The sequence below is a fragment of the Novosphingobium kalidii genome (genome assembly GCF_040534015.1).
In the GTDB taxonomy this organism is placed as follows: domain Bacteria; phylum Pseudomonadota; class Alphaproteobacteria; order Sphingomonadales; family Sphingomonadaceae; genus Novosphingobium; species Novosphingobium kalidii.
The window spans coordinates 301,169-320,028 of the sequence record NZ_JBEWLY010000013.1; the positions used below are offsets into that span (position 1 = coordinate 301,169).

The 18,860-nt window shown below is 63.6% G+C and carries 16 protein-coding genes; all 16 read left to right on the forward strand.

Features of this window, described 5'->3' with window-relative positions:
• A complete protein-coding gene (locus tag ABVV53_RS08230; RefSeq protein WP_353983904.1) occupies positions 1-1,470 on the forward strand; it encodes a UDP-N-acetylmuramoyl-tripeptide--D-alanyl-D-alanine ligase in 1,470 nt (489 codons plus the stop codon).
• 15 nt (positions 1,471-1,485) lie between these two features.
• Positions 1,486-2,556: a phospho-N-acetylmuramoyl-pentapeptide-transferase gene (gene mraY, locus ABVV53_RS08235; protein WP_353983905.1), complete on the forward strand. Its 1,071-nt coding sequence runs from the start codon at positions 1,486-1,488 to the stop codon at positions 2,554-2,556.
• Between the two features lie 7 nt (positions 2,557-2,563).
• Positions 2,564-3,907 (forward strand): UDP-N-acetylmuramoyl-L-alanine--D-glutamate ligase, encoded by a 1,344-nt coding sequence (murD, locus tag ABVV53_RS08240; RefSeq protein ID WP_353983906.1) that lies wholly within the window; start codon positions 2,564-2,566, stop codon positions 3,905-3,907.
• Positions 3,907-5,115 (forward strand): FtsW/RodA/SpoVE family cell cycle protein, encoded by a 1,209-nt coding sequence (locus ABVV53_RS08245; protein ID WP_353983907.1) that lies wholly within the window; start codon positions 3,907-3,909, stop codon positions 5,113-5,115. The genes murD and ABVV53_RS08245 overlap by 1 nt, the downstream gene beginning before the upstream one ends.
• Entirely contained in the window at positions 5,112-6,296 is a 1,185-nt protein-coding gene (gene murG / locus ABVV53_RS08250; protein WP_353983908.1) for an undecaprenyldiphospho-muramoylpentapeptide beta-N-acetylglucosaminyltransferase, read from the forward strand. The genes ABVV53_RS08245 and murG overlap by 4 nt, the downstream gene beginning before the upstream one ends.
• Positions 6,293-7,702 (forward strand): UDP-N-acetylmuramate--L-alanine ligase, encoded by a 1,410-nt coding sequence (gene murC / locus ABVV53_RS08255; protein WP_353983909.1) that lies wholly within the window; start codon positions 6,293-6,295, stop codon positions 7,700-7,702. The genes murG and murC overlap by 4 nt, the downstream gene beginning before the upstream one ends.
• A complete protein-coding gene (gene murB, locus ABVV53_RS08260) occupies positions 7,702-8,592 on the forward strand; it encodes a UDP-N-acetylmuramate dehydrogenase (RefSeq protein ID WP_353983910.1) in 891 nt (296 codons plus the stop codon). The genes murC and murB overlap by 1 nt, the downstream gene beginning before the upstream one ends.
• Before the next feature lie 11 nt (positions 8,593-8,603).
• Entirely contained in the window at positions 8,604-9,572 is a 969-nt protein-coding gene (locus ABVV53_RS08265) for a D-alanine--D-alanine ligase (protein WP_353984214.1), read from the forward strand.
• Positions 9,569-10,498, forward strand: a complete 930-nt coding sequence (locus tag ABVV53_RS08270; RefSeq protein ID WP_353983911.1) for a cell division protein FtsQ/DivIB — start codon at positions 9,569-9,571, stop codon at positions 10,496-10,498. The genes ABVV53_RS08265 and ABVV53_RS08270 overlap by 4 nt, the downstream gene beginning before the upstream one ends.
• Positions 10,498-11,778 (forward strand): cell division protein FtsA, encoded by a 1,281-nt coding sequence (gene ftsA / locus ABVV53_RS08275; RefSeq protein WP_353983912.1) that lies wholly within the window; start codon positions 10,498-10,500, stop codon positions 11,776-11,778. The genes ABVV53_RS08270 and ftsA overlap by 1 nt, the downstream gene beginning before the upstream one ends.
• A 152-nt stretch (positions 11,779-11,930) precedes the next feature.
• Positions 11,931-13,514: a cell division protein FtsZ gene (ftsZ, locus tag ABVV53_RS08280; protein ID WP_353983913.1), complete on the forward strand. Its 1,584-nt coding sequence runs from the start codon at positions 11,931-11,933 to the stop codon at positions 13,512-13,514.
• A 217-nt stretch (positions 13,515-13,731) separates the two neighbouring features.
• A complete protein-coding gene (locus ABVV53_RS08285; protein ID WP_353983914.1) occupies positions 13,732-15,612 on the forward strand; it encodes a tetratricopeptide repeat protein in 1,881 nt (626 codons plus the stop codon).
• 131 nt (positions 15,613-15,743) lie between these two features.
• Positions 15,744-16,262 (forward strand): type III secretion system chaperone family protein, encoded by a 519-nt coding sequence (locus ABVV53_RS08290; RefSeq protein WP_353983915.1) that lies wholly within the window; start codon positions 15,744-15,746, stop codon positions 16,260-16,262.
• A 30-nt stretch (positions 16,263-16,292) separates the two neighbouring features.
• Positions 16,293-17,099: a pyrroline-5-carboxylate reductase gene (gene proC / locus ABVV53_RS08295; protein WP_353983916.1), complete on the forward strand. Its 807-nt coding sequence runs from the start codon at positions 16,293-16,295 to the stop codon at positions 17,097-17,099.
• Between the two features lie 115 nt (positions 17,100-17,214).
• Positions 17,215-17,955: a Bax inhibitor-1/YccA family protein gene (locus ABVV53_RS08300; RefSeq protein ID WP_353983917.1), complete on the forward strand. Its 741-nt coding sequence runs from the start codon at positions 17,215-17,217 to the stop codon at positions 17,953-17,955.
• A gap of 146 nt (positions 17,956-18,101) precedes the next feature.
• Entirely contained in the window at positions 18,102-18,791 is a 690-nt protein-coding gene (locus ABVV53_RS08305) for a hypothetical protein (RefSeq protein WP_353983918.1), read from the forward strand.
• Positions 18,792-18,860: the final 69 nt, after the last annotated feature.

An 18,860-nucleotide genomic window follows, 5' to 3' on the forward strand; every position in this document is an offset into this window, starting at 1 on the left:
ATGAATGCCACTGCCCGTATCCTCGACTGGCCCGTCGACGCATCGGACGAGCACCCGCTAGCTCTATGGGACGCGGCCAGCCTTGCGCGCGTGCTGAAGGGTACGACCAGTGCCGAGTTCCTCATCTCCGGCGTCGAGATCGACAGCCGTGACGTGCAGCCCGGCGACTTGTTCTTTGCGCTGAAAGGCGAAACGATGGACGGCCATCGCTTCGTCGAGACTGCGCTTGCCAAGGGCGCGGCTGCCGTGGTTGTGGATCGCCCCGTCAACGGCCCTCACATTATGGTGAAGGACACGATGGAAGCGCTGGTGCGCCTTGGCTCTGCGGCGCGCGCGCGGACCCGTGGCCGCATCATCGGCGTGACCGGATCGGTGGGCAAGACAGGCGTCAAGGAATCGCTCTTCGCAGCCCTCGACCGCGCTTCACACGGCGATGCCCATCGTTCGGTCAAGAGCTACAACAACCATGTCGGCGTGCCCCTAAGTCTCGCGCGGATGCCCGCCCGGGCCCGCTTCGGCGTGTTCGAAATGGGTATGAACCACGCTGACGAAATTGCGGACCTGACACGTCAGGTGCGCCCAGACGTCGCCGTCATTACCACGATCGCGCCAGCTCACATCGAGATGCTCGGCTCCGAGGAAGCGATCGCCGATGCGAAGGCAGAGATATTCGAGGGGCTGGAGCCTGGCGGAGTGGCTGTGATCCCAGCCGACAGCCCGCATTTCGAGCGCTTGAAGGCCGCTGCCGACAAGCTCGGCGTGACGACCGTGTCGTTCGGCAAGTCCGCTCACGCAGATGTGCGCCTGCTGGATACGGTTGCGGCCATAGGTGGCGGATCGCTGGTGACAGCTGACATGGGCGATCGCCGGGTATGCTACACAGTGGCTGCTCCAGGAGAGCACTGGGTGATCAATTCGCTCGCGGTTATGGCCGCGGTCCGCGCGGTGGGCGGGGACCTCGGCGCGGCGGGCGTCGCGCTGGCCGAGATGGAGGGTCTGGCCGGCCGCGGCGCCCGCATCGAAATCGACGTGCCCGGCGATGAGCCCGAGGCAAAAGCCCTGCTTATCGACGAGAGCTACAACGCCAATCCTGCCTCGATGCGGGCGACGTTGGCCCAGCTCGGCCGTACTCCGGCACGCCGGCGCATTGCGGTGCTGGGCGCGATGAAGGAATTGGGCAGCTTTGGCTCTGACTTCCATGCCGCTCTGGCAGAGCCGATGCGCGAAGCCGGAGTAGACTACGCCGTCCTGGTGGGGCCCGAAATGAGCTCACTTGCAGACGAACTGGGGAAAGCAGAAGCCAACGCGCTTGGCAAACCGCTGAGCTTCGCGCATTGCGCAAGTGTGCAGGAGGCTACTGGCACTCTGCGCGCCTTCGGGCTCGAGCGTGACGACGCGATCCTTGTGAAAGGATCCAACTCCGTCGGGCTGGCTGCCCTTGTTTCAGCTCTTAGCAAGCGCGAAGGTTAGGTTCCGCCCCCCCACATGCTGTACATCATCGCAGATTGGTTTCACTTCGAAGGGGTTGCAAACCTCTTCCGCTACCAATCGTTCCGTGCCGGCGCCGCACTGATGACTGCTCTCCTGGTAGGGTTAGTCATTGGTCCGCGGTTCATCAACATGCTGCGCGTGCGCCAGGGCAAAGGGCAGCCAATCCGCGAGGATGGTCCCAAGACGCACCTAGCCAAGCGCGGTACGCCCACGATGGGTGGCCTGATGATCCTGACGGCGCTTGTCATATCGGTGCTGATCTGGATGGACCTGACGAACCCGTTCGTCTGGGCCTGCCTTGCAGTGACGGTGGGCTTCGGCGCGATTGGCTTCCTGGATGACTACGACAAGGTGACCAAGCGCCACCATGCCGGCTTGTCCAGCAAGATCCGGCTGCTGCTGGAGTTTGTGGTGGCCGGGATCGCGGCCTTCATCATCGTCAACCAGATATCCACGAACCTTTATGTTCCGTTCCTCACCGGGCACTACATACCGCTGGGGCCGTTCTACTACGTCTTTGCCGCCTTCGTTATTGTGGGGGCAGGCAACGCAGTGAACCTGACGGACGGGCTCGATGGCCTCGCGACGATGCCGGTGATTATCGCTGCTGGCACGTTTGCGATCATTGCCTACCTTGCGGGCCGCGTGGACTATGCCGGTTATCTCGGTATCCCGCATGTGCCGCGTGCAGGTGAGCTGGCCATTCTCTGCTTTGGGATCATGGGGGCAGGGCTCGCCTTTCTCTGGTTCAACGCGCCGCCGGCAGCAGTGTTCATGGGCGATACCGGAAGCCTTGCTCTGGGCGGCGCGCTTGGCGCCATCGCGGTTGCCTCACATCACGAGATCGTGCTGGCCGTGGTCGGCGGGCTTTTCGTTCTTGAGGCGGCATCCGTCATCATTCAGGTTTTCTTCTTCAAGCGCACCGGCCGCCGGGTGTTTCGCATGGCACCGATCCATCACCACTTCGAGCAACTCGGCTGGGCGGAATCGACCGTGGTCATCCGCTTCTGGATCATCTCGATCGTGCTTGCGCTGGTGGGTCTTTCCACTCTGAAACTGCGATAGCCCCGCAGTGCTCACTTCTCCCTTCTTCGCTGGCAAGCACTATGCGGTCCTCGGGCTTGCCCGCTCCGGGTTGACCGCCGTCGAGACGTTGCTGGCCAGCGGGGCGCAGATCATGGCCTGGGACAACCGTGAGGAGCCGCGTGCCGCATTGGCGGACCGGGTCGAACTCGCCGATCCCGTAGGCGCAGACCTCACAGGGCTTGACGGAATAGTCGTCTCGCCGGGGATTCCGCTCAATCGCCATCCGATTGCCGAAGCCGCCCGTCAGGCGAACGTTCCCGTCATCGGCGATATCGAACTGTTTGCGCTGTCGCGGTCCAACTTGCCTGCGCACAAGGTCGTCGGCATCACAGGGACGAACGGCAAGTCGACCACAACGTCGCTCGTCCATCATGTCCTCGAGAGTGCGGGCGTTCCCAGCTGCATGGGCGGAAACATCGGGCTGCCCATTCTCGGCCGGGAGCCGCTGCCCGAAGGCGGTGTCTATGTACTCGAGCTGTCCAGCTACCAGATTGACCTGACCTACAGCCTCGACTGCGATGTTGCGGCGTTGCTGAACATTACTCCCGACCATCTGGATCGCTACGACGGGTTCGCAGGCTATGTGGGCTCGAAATCGCGTCTGTTTGTGATGCAGGGGCCGGATCATCACGCCGTGTTCGGCGTCGGCGATGATGACACCGCAGCTATCGCCGGAAGGCAGGTCGCGTGTCACGAATCGGGCCGCGTGCACTTCGCGGATGGTCGAGACCTTCTGAATCTGCAGAAAGACTGGCCATCGCTGCAGGGGCCGCACAACCTGCAAAATGCCGCGGTCGCTGTAGGGATCGTAGAGGCGCTCGGTCTCACCCGAACTCAATGGGAGCCGGCGTTGCGCACCTTTGCCGGTCTTCCGCACCGCATGGAGCGCGTGGCCGAAGTGGACGGTGTGCTGTTCATCAACGATAGCAAGGCGACTAATCCGGCCTCGACGGCTCCGGCTCTTGCTGCCTTCCCCCCCAATCCGGAGCGGCGTATCCACTGGATCGTCGGGGGGCTGCCGAAGGGCGAGGATCTCGACGAATGCAGCCGCTACTTCGGGAACGTGGCCGCAGCTTACACGATCGGCGATGCGGGCCCAATCTTCGCCGATCTTCTGGCGCCGCACATGCAAGTTCATCGCAGCGAGATGATGGCCGAAGCCATTCGGATGGCAATTGCTCAGGCGCGGCCAGGCGAGGTGGTGATGCTCTCCCCCGCCTGCGCCAGCTTCGATCAGTTTCGCGACTACGAAGCGCGTGGAAACGCCTTTCGCCAAATCGTCGAAGCGCTGACTGCACCGGGGCTCAGCAATGAGCAGGAGTTGGGGTGATGGCGACACATGCCCCCGTCGCGCCGCGCCCGGACGGAATTGCTCTGGTACGGTATAACCGCAGCCGTCGCAGCAGTCTGGCCATCTGGTGGCAGGAAATCGACCGCGTGGTTCTGGGGCTTGTGCTGATCCTCATGGCCATCGGCACAATCTCGGTGGCGGCTGCCTCTCCAGCCGGCGCAAGGCGCCTGTCCACTTCGGCCAAGCAGCTGGCAGACCTCCACTTCCTGATCCTACACTTGCGCTGGCAGGCGCTGGGTCTCGTCGCGCTTTTCGTCACGTCGACCCTGTCGAAGGATGCGGCGCGTCGGCTGGGCATCCTGATGGCAGGGGCCATGCTGGCCGCTCTCGTACTGGTGCCGTTCGTTGGCAGCGAAGTGAATGGTGCACGGCGCTGGATCAATCTCGGCGTCTCGATCCAGCCGTCGGAGTTCCTCAAGTGCGGGTTTCCGATTCTCGTCGCATGGATCCTCTCATGGCGAGTGCGCGACAAGGATCTCCCCGTCATACCGATTACGATTGGCGTCGTCGGCATAATCGCCCTTCTGCTGATGATGCAGCCGGACTTCGGCTCGACAATGCTGTTCGGTGGCACGTGGTTCGTCCTTGTGCTGCTCTCCGGCCTAGATGTTCGGCGAGTGGTTGCTGCTTCTGCGGCAGGGGTAGCCGGTATTGCCGCGGCATACTTCTTCTACGATAACGCGCGGAATCGCATCGACGCTTTTCTGGGCGGTGGCAGCGCTTTCGACCAGGTGGACCTGGCGCAGCGCACGCTGCTCAACGGCGGCTGGCTGGGCGCCGGTTTCTGGATGGGGACGCGCAAGCTGGCGCTGCCTGAGGCGCATACCGACTACATCTTCTCCGTTATCGGTGAGGAGTTCGGTCTCGCTGCCTGCGCTGTGGTGGTCATGGTCTATAGCGCGATCCTGGTGCAGACGATCTTGCGCCAAGTGCGAGAGGACGACTTGTTCACGGTGCTCGCCTCCACTGGTCTGGCAGCTCAGTTCGGTGGGCAGGCCTTCATCAACATCCTCGTCAATCTGCAGCTGTTTCCGTCAAAAGGTATGACGCTGCCGCTCGTCTCCTACGGCGGCTCGTCGACGGTGGCGGTGTGTACGTGCTTGGGATTGCTGCTGGCGCTGACGCGCCGGAACCCCTTTATCGATCGTGAGCGCTTCTCGCTCAGCGATGTCGGAGACCTCTCATGACCGCCGTGAGCCGTCATTACGTGCTGGCCGCCGGAGGAACCGGAGGACATCTGATTCCAGCTTTCGCCCTTGCAGTCGAACTGGAGAGACGTGGCCACCACGTCGCCCTGATCACAGACGAACGCGGCGCCGCAATCCCGGGTAAGCCAGACACCTTGCCCGCACACATCCTGCCGCCCGGACGCATTGCGGGCAAGAACCCGGTCGGCTGGGTAAAGGGTGGCAAAGGAGTCCTCGAAGGGCGTCGGATGGCGCTACGCCTGTTCGAAAGCTTCAATCCCGCTGCTGTTGTCGGTTTCGGCGGCTATCCCGCGCTGCCCACCATGCTAGCTGCGCGCGCAGCGAAGATCCCCACCGTCATTCACGAGCAGAACGCGGTGCTGGGGCGCGTAAACCGCATGTTTGCGTCTCGCGTCGATGCGATCGCGACGGCCTTCGCCAATGTCGACCGACTGTCGCCGAAGCAGCAGGGCAAGGTTTCGCTTGTTGGCAATCCCGTACGAGCCGAGGTGCTGGCCCTGCGTGAGGCGCCGTTTCCTCCATTTACGGAAGACAGCCTACTGCGCATTCTCGTCACTGGCGGAAGCCAGGGCGCGCGGATACTGTCGGAGGTGGTTCCCGACGGGCTCGCCATGCTCCCAACCGCGCTGCGTTCGCGCTTGCAGGTGATCCAGCAGTGCCGCGCCGAGGACATCGAAGCCGTGCGTCAACGCTATGCCAGCCACGGCATCCCGGCCGAGTTGGCCACATATTTCGAGAACATGGCTGAGCGGCTTGCAGGTGCGCATTTGTTTATCGGCCGTGCCGGTGCGTCGACCATCGCGGAACTTACCGCGGTGGGGCGCCCCGCAATCCTCATTCCGCTGCCGATCGCGACCGACGACCACCAGGCCGCCAATGCCCGCGAGATGGCATCTGCTGGCGGTGCGCGCTCGATCCGGCAGAACAAGTTCACTGCAGGCGAACTGGCGAAGCAGATCCGGGCTATGGCTCAGAGGCCCGAGACTCTCGCGAACGCGGCACATGCGGCTTGGAATTGCGGCTATCCCAACGCTGCGGCCGATCTGGCTGACCTTGTGGAGAGCTTTGGCGGGGCGCCGCTGATGGACGTGATCCGCGTGGGAGCGAAACCGGCCGCAGTGAAGAAGAAGGAAGCTCTGGCGCGGGAGTCCGTGGAATGAAGGGTGTCGCCACAGACATCGGTACCGTACACTTCGTAGGGATCGGCGGCATCGGCATGTCCGGCATCGCGGAGGTCATGCACAACCTCGGCTACACCGTGCAAGGTTCCGACATCGCCGAGAGCTATGTGGTTGAGGGCCTGCGCTCACGCGGGATCAAGGTTATGATCGGCCATGCCGCCGAGAACGTGACCGACTGCGCCGTTGTCGTGACTTCGACCGCCGTCAAGCGCGACAATCCCGAAGTGGTTTACGCGCTGGAGAACCGCATTCCGGTGGTGCGCAGGGCAGAGATGCTGGCAGAGCTCATGCGGCTTAAGAACACGGTCGCCGTGGCCGGCACTCACGGCAAGACGACAACCACATCCATGGTGGCCTGCTTGCTGGAAGCGGGGGGCGTAGATCCGACCGTCATCAACGGCGGGATCATCAATTCCTACGGCTCCAATGCGCGGCTGGGCACCAGCGATTGGATGGTTGTGGAGGCGGATGAGAGCGACGGTTCGTTTCTGCGGCTCGACGGCACCATTGCAGTCGTTACCAATATCGATCCCGAGCACCTCGAACACTACGGCAGCTTCGACAAGGTGAAGGACTGCTTTGTCGAGTTCATCGAAAACGTGCCTTTCTACGGCGCCGCTGTGCTCTGCGTCGATCATCCGGAAGTGCAGGCGCTGATCTCAAAGGTGCGCGACCGCCGCGTGATCACGTATGGCTTCTCGGCTCAGGCCGACGTGCGGGGCGAGAATGTCACTCCAGTGCCGGGCGGCAACCGCTTCGATGTCGTGGTGCGTGAACGTGATGGCACGCAGCGCTGCATCGAAGGGATGGAACTTCCGATGCCCGGCCGCCACAACGTGCAGAACGCGCTGGCAGCCGTCGCAGTCGCGATCGAGATGGGCTGCGGCGATGAAGTCGTGCGGACCGGGTTTGCGCAGTTTGGTGGCGTAAAGCGCCGCTTCACTCGCGTAGGCGAAGTCGACGGCGCAACCGTGATCGATGATTATGGTCACCACCCCGTAGAGATACGCGCGGTCCTCGCTGCTGCTCGCGAGGGCGTGAAGGGTAGAGTGCTGGCGGTTGCGCAGCCGCACCGCTTCACGCGCCTTCGTGACTTGATGGATGACTTCCAGACTGCCTTTAATGACGCCGATGCCGTCTATGTCACACCTGTCTACGCGGCGGGTGAGACGCCCATTGAAGGTGTCGATGCCGAGGCGCTCGTAACCGGCCTGAAGGCGCGCGGTCACCGTGATGCGCATGTGGTCTCCGGCTTTGACGACCTCGCTGATTCCCTCGCACGAGTGGTGCGGGCTGGCGATGTGATTGTTTGCCTGGGGGCAGGCGATATCACGAAATGGGCGGCGGGTTTGGCCGATGCGATCCGGGCGAAGCTGGTGGCGTGATGGCGGATACGCTTCCCAAGGTAGCCGGTAAGCTGACGCCCGGCGCACCGCTTGCACCGCTGGTCTGGTTCAAGTCGGGCGGCGCGGCAGAGTGGCTGTTCGAGCCGCGCGATCTGGCCGATCTGCAGGGTTTCCTGTCCGAGCTCGATCCGCAGCTAGCAGTGATGGCGCTTGGTCTCGGTTCCAATATGATCGTGCGGGACGGCGGGGTCCCCGGCGTCGTCGTGCGGCTTGGCAAGGCTTTCGCGGCTGTGCGCAAGTTGGACGCAGTGACGCTCGACTGCGGCGGTGGTGCGTCAGGCATCCTCGTCTCCTCAACAGCGCGTGATGGCGCCATTGCCGGCCTTGAATTCCTCCGCTCGATCCCGGGCACGGTCGGGGGCTTCGTGCGGATGAATGGAGGGGCCTATGGCGGGGAGGTGAAGGACATCCTTGTCGATTGCGACGTGGTGCTGCGCTCGGGCGAACTGGTGACGCTGCAGAACGCGGATCTGCACTATACATACCGTCATTCAGAGCTGCCTGAGGGCGCCATCGTGGTCTCCGCACGCTTCCGCGGGCAAGCTGGCGATCCTGTGGCGATCCAGGCCGAGATGGACCGCATCTCAGCCAGCCGCGAGGCATCCCAGCCGCTGCGTTCCAAGACCGGCGGTTCGACGTTCAAGAACCCCGAGGGGCACAAGGCGTGGGAACTGGTGGACGGTGCGGGTTGTCGGGGGCTGACACTCGGCGGGGCGCAAGTGAGCGAGAAGCACACCAACTTCCTCATCAATACAGGGGAAGCAACCAGCGCCGAGATCGAAGCACTGGGTGAGGCCGTGCGGCAACGGGTGAAGGATACCTCCGGCGTAGAGCTTGAGTGGGAAATTCAAAGGGTGGGTAACAAGTGAGCGGGGATGATATGCTGCCCAAGCTTCACGTGGCGGTCCTCATGGGGGGCTGGTCCTCGGAGCGTCCAGTATCCCTGATGAGCGGCGAGGGCGTAGCGAAGGCGCTCGAGTCCAAGGGGCACAAAGTCACGCGGATCGACATGGATCGCGACGTGGCTCTGCGACTTGCCGAGGCAAAGCCCGACGTGGTGTTCAATGCCCTTCATGGCGCGCCGGGCGAAGACGGCACCGTCCAGGGAATGATGGACCTGATGGGGCTGACCTACACCCATTCCGGCCTCGCGACCTCAGTCATTGCGATCGACAAGGAACTGACGAAGCAGGCGCTCGTGCCCCATGGCATCCCCATGCCGGGCGGCCGTATAGTCGAATGCACCGAGATCTTCGAGCGCGATCCGCTCCCGCGTCCGTATGTGCTGAAGCCCGTGAACGAGGGCTCTTCTGTCGGAGTCGCCATCGTCACGGCGGAGGGGAACTATGGTACCCCGATCGCGCGCGACGCAACGGGCCCATGGCAGAATTTCGACAGGTTGCTGGCAGAGCTCTTCATCCGCGGGCGCGAACTGACGACCGCGGTGATCGGCGACCGCGCGCTGCTGGTCACAGAACTCAAGCCCAAGTCCGGCTTCTACGACTTCGATGCCAAGTACACCGACGGGATGACCGAGCATGTCTGCCCGGCAGAAATCCCGGACGAGATTACCGCCGCCTGCAAGGACCTGGCGTTGCGGGCCCATCAGTTGCTCGGTTGCCGCGGTACCAGCCGCTCTGACTTCCGCTGGGATGACCAGAAGGGCGTAGACGGACTGTTCCTCCTCGAGGTGAACACGCAACCCGGCATGACGCCGCTCAGCCTCGTGCCTGAGCAGGCCCGCGCCTGCGGGATGGACTATCCTGAACTGGTGGAGGCGATCGTCGCCGAAGCGCTGACGGACGCCCGCGCGAAGCAGGCGTCGCAGAAGAAAGACGTCGGGCCATGAGCCAGACCATCCGCCGCAAGGCCACCAGCGTCCGCAAGACAGCAGCGGCGCAGGGCAAGCGGCAGAGGGTGAATCAGGCCAAGGCCCGCACCGGCTCTGCGCTGGATCTGCTCATGGCCTGGTTGCCGTTCAGCGAAGCGCAGCTCCACCGTATGTTCCTCGCGATCATTCTGGGAGGAGCGGCCGTACTGGTCTGGGCCGTCGCGTCGGTCGCGGGTCTCCCAGCGATGGCCAATCTCCAGCTGGCGCAAATCGCGTCTGACGCAGGGTTCGAAGTCCGGCACGTCGACGTGCGCGGCGTCAAGAACCTGAATGAGCTCAAGGTCTATGAGCGTGCGCTTGCGCAGCAGGACCGGTCTATGCCGCTCGTCGACCTGGAAAACCTGAGGCAAGATCTGATCGGTCTCTCGTGGGTGAAGGACGCACGTGTTTCGCGCCAGCTACCCGACACGGTTGTGATCGATATCGTCGAGCGAGCCCCTCATGCGGTGCTACGCAAGGCTGATCGCTTCGTCTTGATCGACGAGACCGGTCACGAACTCGAAACGGTCACGCGCGCTCGCGCGCAGGGCAGGCTGATCGTGTCCGGTCTTGGCGCTGGGCAGCAGGTCATCGGGCTCACGCGCCTGCTGGACGCGGCGCCGGCTTTGAAGCCGCGCGTGCAGGAGGCTGAGTGGATCGGTAATCGCCGCTGGAATATCACCTTTCAGACGGGACAGGTCCTGGCGCTGCCCGAAGGAGAGAAGAAGGCGGCCGGAGCGCTGGTATCCTTTGCTCGCCTGGACGGGACCAACCGGCTGCTGGGCGGCAAAGTTACGATTTTCGACATGCGCGCCTCAGATCGGATCTACTTGAGGATCCCTGGTCGCGAGGCAGAGCAGGCCGCACTGAGCGCAGGCGCCGTCCGCAAGGTGGAGAACAACTGATGGCTGCTCCTCGCATCAGCCGTGTATTCGGCGCGGTGAATATCGGCTCGTTTCGGATCTCGGCGATCGTGGCCGGCATCTCGGACGTGGGCGACATGGTCGTGCTCGGGTCCGGGCACCGCGCCAGTCAGGGCGTGCGGCGCGGCTACGTCACTGACATGGCCGCCGCTACTTACGCCGTGCGCGATGCCATCGATCGTGCCGAGAAGATGGCGGATACCTCAGTGCAGCGCGTGTGGATCGGTTGCTCAGGCGCGGGGCTTGCGAGCCAGGTGGCCGAGGTCGACGCAGAAATCGGCGGGAGGCGTATCGAGCAGGAAGACATCGACCAGCTTCTCGTCTCTGCCCGCGATGTCATCCGCCCGGACGGCCGCGTCGTCCTTCATGCGCAGCCCGCGCAGTACCGGCTCGACGGTGCACACGGCGTTGCTAGCCCCAAGGGGCTGCATGCAGAGCGTCTGGGGGTTGATATCCACATCATGCTCGCAGACGGCGCACCGATACGCAATCTCACCGAGGCCGTTCAGTGCGCGCACCTAGAAGTCGAGGCCGTGGTCGGTTCACCGATCGCAGCGGGTCACGCCTGCCTCTCGCTCGAGGAGCGGGATCTGGGTGTCGCCCTTGTCGAGTTCGGGGCAGAGGTCACCAATGTCGCGGTTTATTCGCAAGGCATGCTCGTGGGCCTGACGCCGATCCCCATGGGCTCGGCCGACATCACTGACGCGATTGCATCAGCGTTCGGGATCCGGCGCTTCCAGGCCGAGCGTCTCAAGTGCGTCAATGGTTCGGCGCTGGCAAGTCCGACCGATCACCGCGAGATGATCCCCGTCAACGCCCCGGGCGAAGAAGAGACCGGCCCCGTGGCGCGCCACGCGGACGACAAGAACCGCATTCCGCGTGCAGAGCTGATCGCTGTCATCACTGGCCAGCTCGGCATCCTCATGGAAGAGGTCAATAAGTCGCTCAAGATCATGCGCTTCAACGGGCAGCGCGGAAAACAGGTGGTTTTCACCGGCGGTGGTGCCGAGCTGGTAGGGCTTGCCGACTATGCTCAGGCCGCACTTGGCAAGCCCGTGCGCATCGGCCGGGTTCCACATCTCAGTGGGCTTGCGGAAGCACATGTAAAACCGGGGTTTTCAACCCTGGCCGGACTCGTGCTATACGCCGCCGCTGATCCGGTTGACATCCGCACGCTCAAGCATCGTCGTCAGACTACGGTTCGAGCGGAGCGCATGGGGTCGGTTGGTCGTATCTACCGCGCGTTTCGGGAGTACTTCTAAGCCAGAGAGGGATCATGGGCAGCGGCGAATCGTTCGTCTGTTGCGCTGGCCGGCTGTGGACAAAGCCTTGACGCACTTTGCTTGGTGGAGTTCAGGATGCCATCAGGCTTGGTTAAGAACCTTCATCCGCGCGTGTCTGCCAGGAGAGTGAGATGAGCATCAATATCGGACCGCCGGCGATTGAAGAGCTGCGCCCGCGGATCCTCGTGATCGGCGTTGGCGGCGCCGGTGGCAACGCAATTGCCAACATGATCAATGCGCAGATCGAAGGCGTCGACTTCATCGTCGCCAACACCGACGCGCAGGCGCTGAACAGCTCGATCGCTGAGAACCGCATCCAGCTCGGTCCGGAAATCACGCAAGGCCTGGGCGCAGGTTCGCGGCCCGAAGTTGGCCGCGCGGCTGCCGAGGAGACGATCGAGGAAATCGAGCGCCTGCTTGAAGGCGTGCACATGGTCTTCATCGCCGGAGGCATGGGTGGAGGCACCGGCACAGGTGCGGCGCCGATCATCGCCAAGGCGGCGCGCGACAAGGGCGTGCTGACGGTGGGCGTGGTGACCAAGCCGTTCCTGTTCGAGGGTACACGCCGCATGCGCTCCGCCGAATCCGGCATCGAAGAGCTGCAGAAGCATGTCGACACCCTGATCGTCATTCCCAACCAGAACCTGTTTCTCGTCGCCAAGGCTGAGACCACTTTCAAGGAAGCCTTCCAGCTCGCAGACGAAGTGCTGCAGCAGGGCGTTCGCTCGATCACCGACCTCATGGTGATGCCAGGCCTCATCAACCTCGACTTCGCGGACGTGCGCTCGGTTATGGGCGAGATGGGCAAGGCGATGATGGGCACTGGCGAGGGCGAAGGTCCGAACCGCGCCTTGGAAGCAGCCGAGCGCGCTATCGCCAACCCTCTGCTCGACGGAGTGTCGATGCAGGGCGCCAAGGGCGTAATCATCTCGATCATCGGCGGCGACGACATGAAGCTGCTGGAGGTCGACGAGGCGGCCAACCACATTCGTGAGCTGGTCGACAGCGATGCGAACATCATCTGGGGCTCGGCTTTCAACCCGGATCTGCAAGGCAAGATCCGCGTCTCCGTTGTCGCGACCGGCATCGAGCAGTCAGCCGAGCAGGCAGAGATCGCCTCGCGTCCGGTGAACCTTGGCATGTCGCGCGGACCGGTTCGGCCGAACGCAGCGCCTGCGGCTATGGGCGAGCGCGTTCAGGCTCCTGCGACCGCGCCCACCCCCGCGCCTCAAGCATCTGAGCCCGAAGCTGAGCCGTTCGACTTGTCCGAGGAGGCTCAGTTCGAGGAGGACGATGCAGCGCTCGAACTCGGTGGAAGTGAAGAAGTGGCCGACGACGAGGTTGAGAGCGCACCAGCCAGCTACAGTGGCGCAGGCGAGGCGCGTGCCGCGCGGCAGCCGCTTGATCTGAGCGCTGCACAGCAGGCTCCCGCGCCCAAGCCGAGCCGCCAGGACGAGCTTGATCTTGCCGCGCAATCGGCTGAACCGTCGCCCGCCTTTGGCCGCCGCCGTGCGCTCCCGCCGGAGCCGGCTCCCGCTGCTGCTCCCGCACCCGCTCCGGCGCAGCGCCCCGCGGCAACCGGAAGCACGTTGTTCGAACGTATGTCGAACCTGTCGCGCGGTTCCAAGGCGGCTCCGGCTGCCGACGCGGATGACGACGACGATGGCGGCTCGATCAGCATCCCCCGGTTCCTCGGGCGTCAGAACAACCAGTAGGGCAATTTGGCAGGAGCGGCCTGGGAAGGGCGTTCCTGCTCAGTTCAGCTTGGCTTCGCCATTGGAGTGCTGGATATTCCGGTGCTTGCGGTAAGGCCGGACGCAAAGGAAGTGCCACATCTTGCAGCTCAGGCATCGTCTTGGGGCATGGCTCGCAAGCGCAGCCTCCACGGCATTGCTCGCGTGCCCTCACATTGCACAGGCGCAATCGGCGCCCGTGGTCGCCCGACCCGTGGTGCAGGCGCTGCCGAGTGCGGAGTCACGGCAGCTCAATGAGGCGCTGGCGCGGTTAGCGAGAGATCCGCGTAACATCGATGCGCTGATCGAAGCGGGCGATGCTGCCAATGCGCTAGGCGATCCTGAAGCTGCCGCCGGTTTCTACAGGCGAGCGGACGGAATTTCGGCCAACAATCCCCGCGTGCAGGCGGGATTGGCGCGGGCGCTTGTACTGCAAGGCGACCCCACCCAAGCCATCCCGCTGTTTGCGCGCGCTGAGGCCGGCGGCGCAGCTGGCGAAGTCGCCGCAGACCGAGGGCTGGCCTACGATCTGGTCGGTGATCCCCTTACGGCGCAGAAATACTATCGCCTGGCACTGTCGCGAGAGGATGACGATGAGGTGCGCAGGCGCCTGGGGGTAAGCCTCGCCATCACGGGCGATGCTGCTGGTTCGGAAGCCATGCTGATGCCGTTGCTGCGCAAGCAGGACAAGCCAGGCTGGCGTTCGCACGCGTTTGCAATGGCGATTGCGGGTAAGACGAAAGAGGCGGTCGAGACCGTCCGCGCTATTTTGCCGGAGCCGCTGGCGCAAAGCATTACGCCCTACCTCCGGTACATGCCACGTTTGACGCGCGCGCAGCAGGCAGCTGCGGCGAACCTGGGCAAGTTCCCGCGCGCCGCCGAGATAGGACGCGACGATCCGCTCATCGCGGCTTTCGCGTCCTCGGCTCCGACCGCGCGAGTTGCGGCTGCGGGTGCTCAGCTGATACCTCAAGGCCGGGCGCTAGGAAGCGGGCGAACGGCGGTAGCGCAGCAGTCTGCAGCACAACCCCTTAGCCGCGCCCAGACACGGGCCAAGGAGCGGGCAGACAGGCTTGCGCGCGCTCAGGCGAATGCGGCCGCGCGGGTCGCGCCTCCAGAGCCGATTCCTGCTATTGACCGCGACAGCGGTGAGCTGCCTTCAGTGGCTGCGCGACCACGAACCGCAGTGGCAACAGGTGCCGCTCAGGTGCCCGCAGCGGCATCTTCGGTGCCCGGTCGCGCTTTGGCGAGTTCGCCGGCCTCAAGCACAATCGCTTCCAACACATCGGCTTCTACGGCCTCTCGTGCAGGCACGACGAATTCTGCGGTTCCCACCACCGGGGGAGCCGCACGGGGTATGGGGATCTCGCGCTCGGCGGCTTCGGCAGCACCGCAGGGGACGCCTTCCGGCCCGGAAGGCTCGGCCCCTGCAGGCCCGGCCACGGCACCGACGCCAGCACCCGGGTTCGATCTCGCTCGCGTCGGGGCGGCAAATGCCTCCAGCGCGAACTCCGTAGTCCAGACCCCTCCCAACCCCGCCACTCTCGAGCAGGTCTTTGCCGATCTTGGAGCGCCGAGCCGCGCGTCTGCGCCGATCGCCGGGGCTGTCGATGTTCTCTCGATAGAACCTGCCCAGCCGGCACCACCTCCTGCTCCGGCGGCTGAGCTGGCAAAAGCGCCCGTAAGCAAGACGGAGGAACCGACGCCGGCACCCAAGCCCGAGGCCACGAAAAAGCCTGTCGGGAAAGCGACCGACAAAAAAGCGGCTGGGAAGAAGGCAGAGGGCAAGAAGGCGGTGCCCAGCCATCCCAGTCGCATCTGGGTGCAGACCGGCGTCGGCCGCGACGAAAAGGCGATTGCGTTTGATTGGGGCAGGAGAGCCAAGGCCAACCCTGCCTTGTTCAAGGGGCGGCAGCCCTACGTGACGGAAATGGGTCGCACCAACCGTATTCTGGTTGGGCCTTTCGAAACGCAAAAGGCCGCGAGTGATTTCGCAGCCCAGGTTAAAAAGGCGGACGTTGCGAACGCCTTTGTTTGGACGAGCCCCGCCGGTCAGGTGGTCGATCGTCTTCCAGACTAAGGCGCATTTCGTAACGAACAGCTTATCCACACGCTGTTCACAGGCTTGTGCAGTTTTACGCAGCCGTGTGCGGCCGTGCGATTGTGCCGCACACCCGAGCCGACGCAATCACTAGGCGTCTTGGAGGCGTAATGACGGGATTTATGAGAAGCGTGGGCGACGAGATCGAACGCGAAGAAGAGGCCGCACCGGTAGAGATGCTGGCGGCGCTCTTCGAAGCGCGTGACTGGCCCTACGAATACGTGGGCGAGGATGAAATCTCTGCCGAGGTGAAAGGAAGCTGGGCGACGTACCAGTTCCAGGCGATCTGGCGGTCCGAAGACCATGTCTTGCAATTGTTGTGCCTGCCGGAGATCCGCGTGCCCGAAGGCAAGCGTTCCGCGACAGTCGAGGCGCTGGCGCTCATCAACGAGCAGCTCTGGCTGGGTCACTTCGACATCTGGTCCAGCGGAGGGGTCGTCTTGTACCGCCATGGCTTGATGCTGGGCGACGAAGGCCTGCTTGGTCCCGCACAGGCGCAAACCGTCGTGGAAGCCGCGATCGATGAGTGCGACCGGTTCTATCCGGTCTTCCAGTTCATCCTTTGGGGGGACAAGACGCCGGCTGAAGCCCTGGCGGCCGCCTTGGTCGACGCGGCGGGCGAGGCCTGAGGACGGTTGGCGCCGAGCAAGGAGATGGCGATGGAGCGGTTCAAGCAAATACTGATTGTCGGCTGCGGCAACATGGGCGGCGCAATGCTGCAGGGCTGGCTGAAGGGCGGCCTCGACCCCTCTCGCTTCACGATTGCGGACCCGGGCCTGGAGGCCGCTCCTGAAAGCGTGGCGCTCCTGCGTGAAGTGCCCGACCGAGTGTTTGACGTCGTATTGTTCGGGGTGAAACCGCAGTTGCTTGATGCCGTGGCGCCGCAGGTCGCCAAGACGGTGGGCGGCAACACTGTGCTTCTCTCCATCCTTGCTGGCGTCGAACTGCAAACGCTTGCTGCCCGCTTTCCCGACCACGGCGGGATAGTCCGGGTCATGCCTAATCTTGCTGCCGCTATCGGCAAGTCGCCGCTCGCCTTGGCAGCGCTGGGCTTGGCTGAGGGCGAGCGAAATACACTGGAGAGCTTGCTGGCCCCGCTCGGCTCCCCTGAGTGGTTAGACAGCGAGGCGCTGTTCGATGCAGTCACGGCATTGTCGGGTTGTGGGCCGGCTTTCGTCTACCGCTTCATCGACGCTATGGCCGCTGGCGCCGTGGCGCTCGGCGTGCCGGCCGCGCAGGCGCAGCGACTCGCGCTGAATACGGCCGAAGGCGCGGCCCTGCTGGCAGCTTCGTCTCCGCATGGGCCTGGCGAGCTGGCCCGGCGCGTAGCAAGTCCTGGCGGCTCCACCCAGGCTGGGTTGGACGTGTTCGATCAGAACGCGCAACTGTCGCGCCTGGTGGAAGAAGCCATGGCCGCCGCCCAGCGCCGGTCAGCCGAAATGGGTAAGGCCGCCCGCTCTACCTGACACAATTCGTCACGCACAGGCTCGGCGGGTTCTTCTTGAAATGTCAACGAAGAAGGCCAATATTCGCATAGGCCGGAAACCACCGCATTGGGCGGTGCCGGTAAGGGAGTTTACAATGGCTAACTGGAACGACCCCCAGCCCCGCACGGGCTTCGGTGCGTCCCCGGGCCTCGGCGGCCGCGCGGATGTGCGGGCTGGCTTTGACGCCGGACTGCGCAAGCACATGCTGTCGATCTACAACTACATGGCGTCCGGCGTGCTGCTTTCAGGCGTCGTAGCGATGCTCTTTGCCAATTCGGGTCTGGCCGCGCAGGTGGTCGGGACGCCGCTTTGGTGGGTGATCGCTCTTGCTCCGCTTGGTTTCGTGTTCGGCATGAGCTTCGGTGCGAATCGAATGAGCACGGCGAAGCTGCAGGCACTGTTCTGGGGCTTCTGCGTGGTCATGGGCCTCTCGCTGTCGACGATCTTCCTGGTCTTCACCGCCTCGTCGATCGCAACCACGTTCTTCGCCACGGCAGCCGCTTTTGCGGGTCTGAGCCTTGCAGGGTACACGACGAAGAAGGACCTGTCCGGCATGGGCTCCTTCATGATCATGGGTCTCGTCGGTATTCTGGTTGCCATGCTGATCAACTTGTTCGTGCAGTCGACAGCGCTGCAGATGGGGATCTCGATCCTTGGCGTGCTAATCTTCGCGGGCCTGACGGCTTACGATACTCAGCGTCTGAAGCAGCAGTACTTTGCACTGGCCGGCACCGATTTCGCCGGCAAGGCGATCGTGCTTGGCGCGCTCAGCCTCTATCTGGACTTCATCAACATGTTCCAGTTCTTGCTGAGCTTCATGGGTCAGCGCGACTAAACGATGTTTCGAAGCGTTCCGCTTCGAATCATCCACAGGTGAATGAATATGCCCGGCGCGGGATCCTCGCGTCGGGCATTTGCAATGAGTGGCTAAGCGTTTAGATGGAACACCTCACATGGTGGAGAGGGTCGGTGACGGTTCCGATGTGTAAACGTTTTTGGAAGTTTGCGCCCGCTGCGGTGCTCATCAGCATTCTCGCTGCTTGCGCGCAGAAGGCACCACCCCCGCCGCCGCCGCCGCCGCCCGTGGTGGTGATCCCTCCGCAGCCGCAGCCGCCGATGGGCGCTCCGGAAAGCATGCGCATTCCTGAAATGGCGGATAACGGCGTCCGCACCACAGTGAACAGCAACGTGTCGACCGCGCAGACTGTGTGGAACTTTCGGTCCGCCTTCAACGTGGCGGCGCTGAACTGCGTTGAACCCGAGTACGAACCGATTCTGGCGGGGTACAAGCAGTTCCTCAAGGTTCACGACAAGTCGCTGGACCGCGTCGACGACGAGCTGGACAAGAATTTCAAAGGCGCCTTTGGCAAAACAGGCATCCGCGAGCGCGAGACATACCAGACGCAGGTCTACAACTTCTTCGCTGTTCCACCGGTGAAAACCACTTTCTGTGAAGCTGCCATGCAGATCGCTGCAGAGCTTGCGCAGGTACCCGCAGGCCAGTTGGAAGGCTACGCTCCACAAGGGCTGGCGAAGATCGAAGCCCCGTTCATGGACTTCTTCAACGCTTACGACCAGTACCGCGCCGACCTCGCGGCTTGGCAGGCAAAATACGGCGGCATCATCGTCCTTGCGCCGGAGCAGCGCGCGGAGGCGGTAACCGCACAGTGAGCTGTCGTTGACGGAAATTACCTCTTTCGTGCGCGGGGTGGGTTCGCTAATGAGGCCACTCGCGAGGTG

Excerpts from the sequence above, each read along its gene's own strand:
- murB (WP_353983910.1), top strand. The coding sequence starts at position 7,702 with ATGGCGGATACGCTTCCCAAGGTAGCCGGTAAGCTGACGCCCGGCGCA.
- ABVV53_RS08265 (WP_353984214.1), top strand. The coding sequence starts at position 8,604 with ATGCTGCCCAAGCTTCACGTGGCGGTCCTCATGGGGGGCTGGTCCTCG.
- ABVV53_RS08270 (WP_353983911.1), top strand. The coding sequence starts at position 9,569 with ATGAGCCAGACCATCCGCCGCAAGGCCACCAGCGTCCGCAAGACAGCA.
- ABVV53_RS08230 (WP_353983904.1), top strand. The coding sequence starts at position 1 with ATGAATGCCACTGCCCGTATCCTCGACTGGCCCGTCGACGCATCGGAC.
- ABVV53_RS08290 (WP_353983915.1), top strand. The coding sequence starts at position 15,744 with ATGACGGGATTTATGAGAAGCGTGGGCGACGAGATCGAACGCGAAGAA.
- murC (WP_353983909.1), top strand. The coding sequence starts at position 6,293 with ATGAAGGGTGTCGCCACAGACATCGGTACCGTACACTTCGTAGGGATC.
- mraY (WP_353983905.1), top strand. The coding sequence starts at position 1,486 with ATGCTGTACATCATCGCAGATTGGTTTCACTTCGAAGGGGTTGCAAAC.
- ftsA (WP_353983912.1), top strand. The coding sequence starts at position 10,498 with ATGGCTGCTCCTCGCATCAGCCGTGTATTCGGCGCGGTGAATATCGGC.
- ABVV53_RS08300 (WP_353983917.1), top strand. The coding sequence starts at position 17,215 with ATGGCTAACTGGAACGACCCCCAGCCCCGCACGGGCTTCGGTGCGTCC.
- ABVV53_RS08245 (WP_353983907.1), top strand. The coding sequence starts at position 3,907 with ATGGCGACACATGCCCCCGTCGCGCCGCGCCCGGACGGAATTGCTCTG.
- proC (WP_353983916.1), top strand. The coding sequence starts at position 16,293 with ATGGAGCGGTTCAAGCAAATACTGATTGTCGGCTGCGGCAACATGGGC.
- murG (WP_353983908.1), top strand. The coding sequence starts at position 5,112 with ATGACCGCCGTGAGCCGTCATTACGTGCTGGCCGCCGGAGGAACCGGA.
- ABVV53_RS08305 (WP_353983918.1), top strand. The coding sequence starts at position 18,102 with ATGTGTAAACGTTTTTGGAAGTTTGCGCCCGCTGCGGTGCTCATCAGC.
- ftsZ (WP_353983913.1), top strand. The coding sequence starts at position 11,931 with ATGAGCATCAATATCGGACCGCCGGCGATTGAAGAGCTGCGCCCGCGG.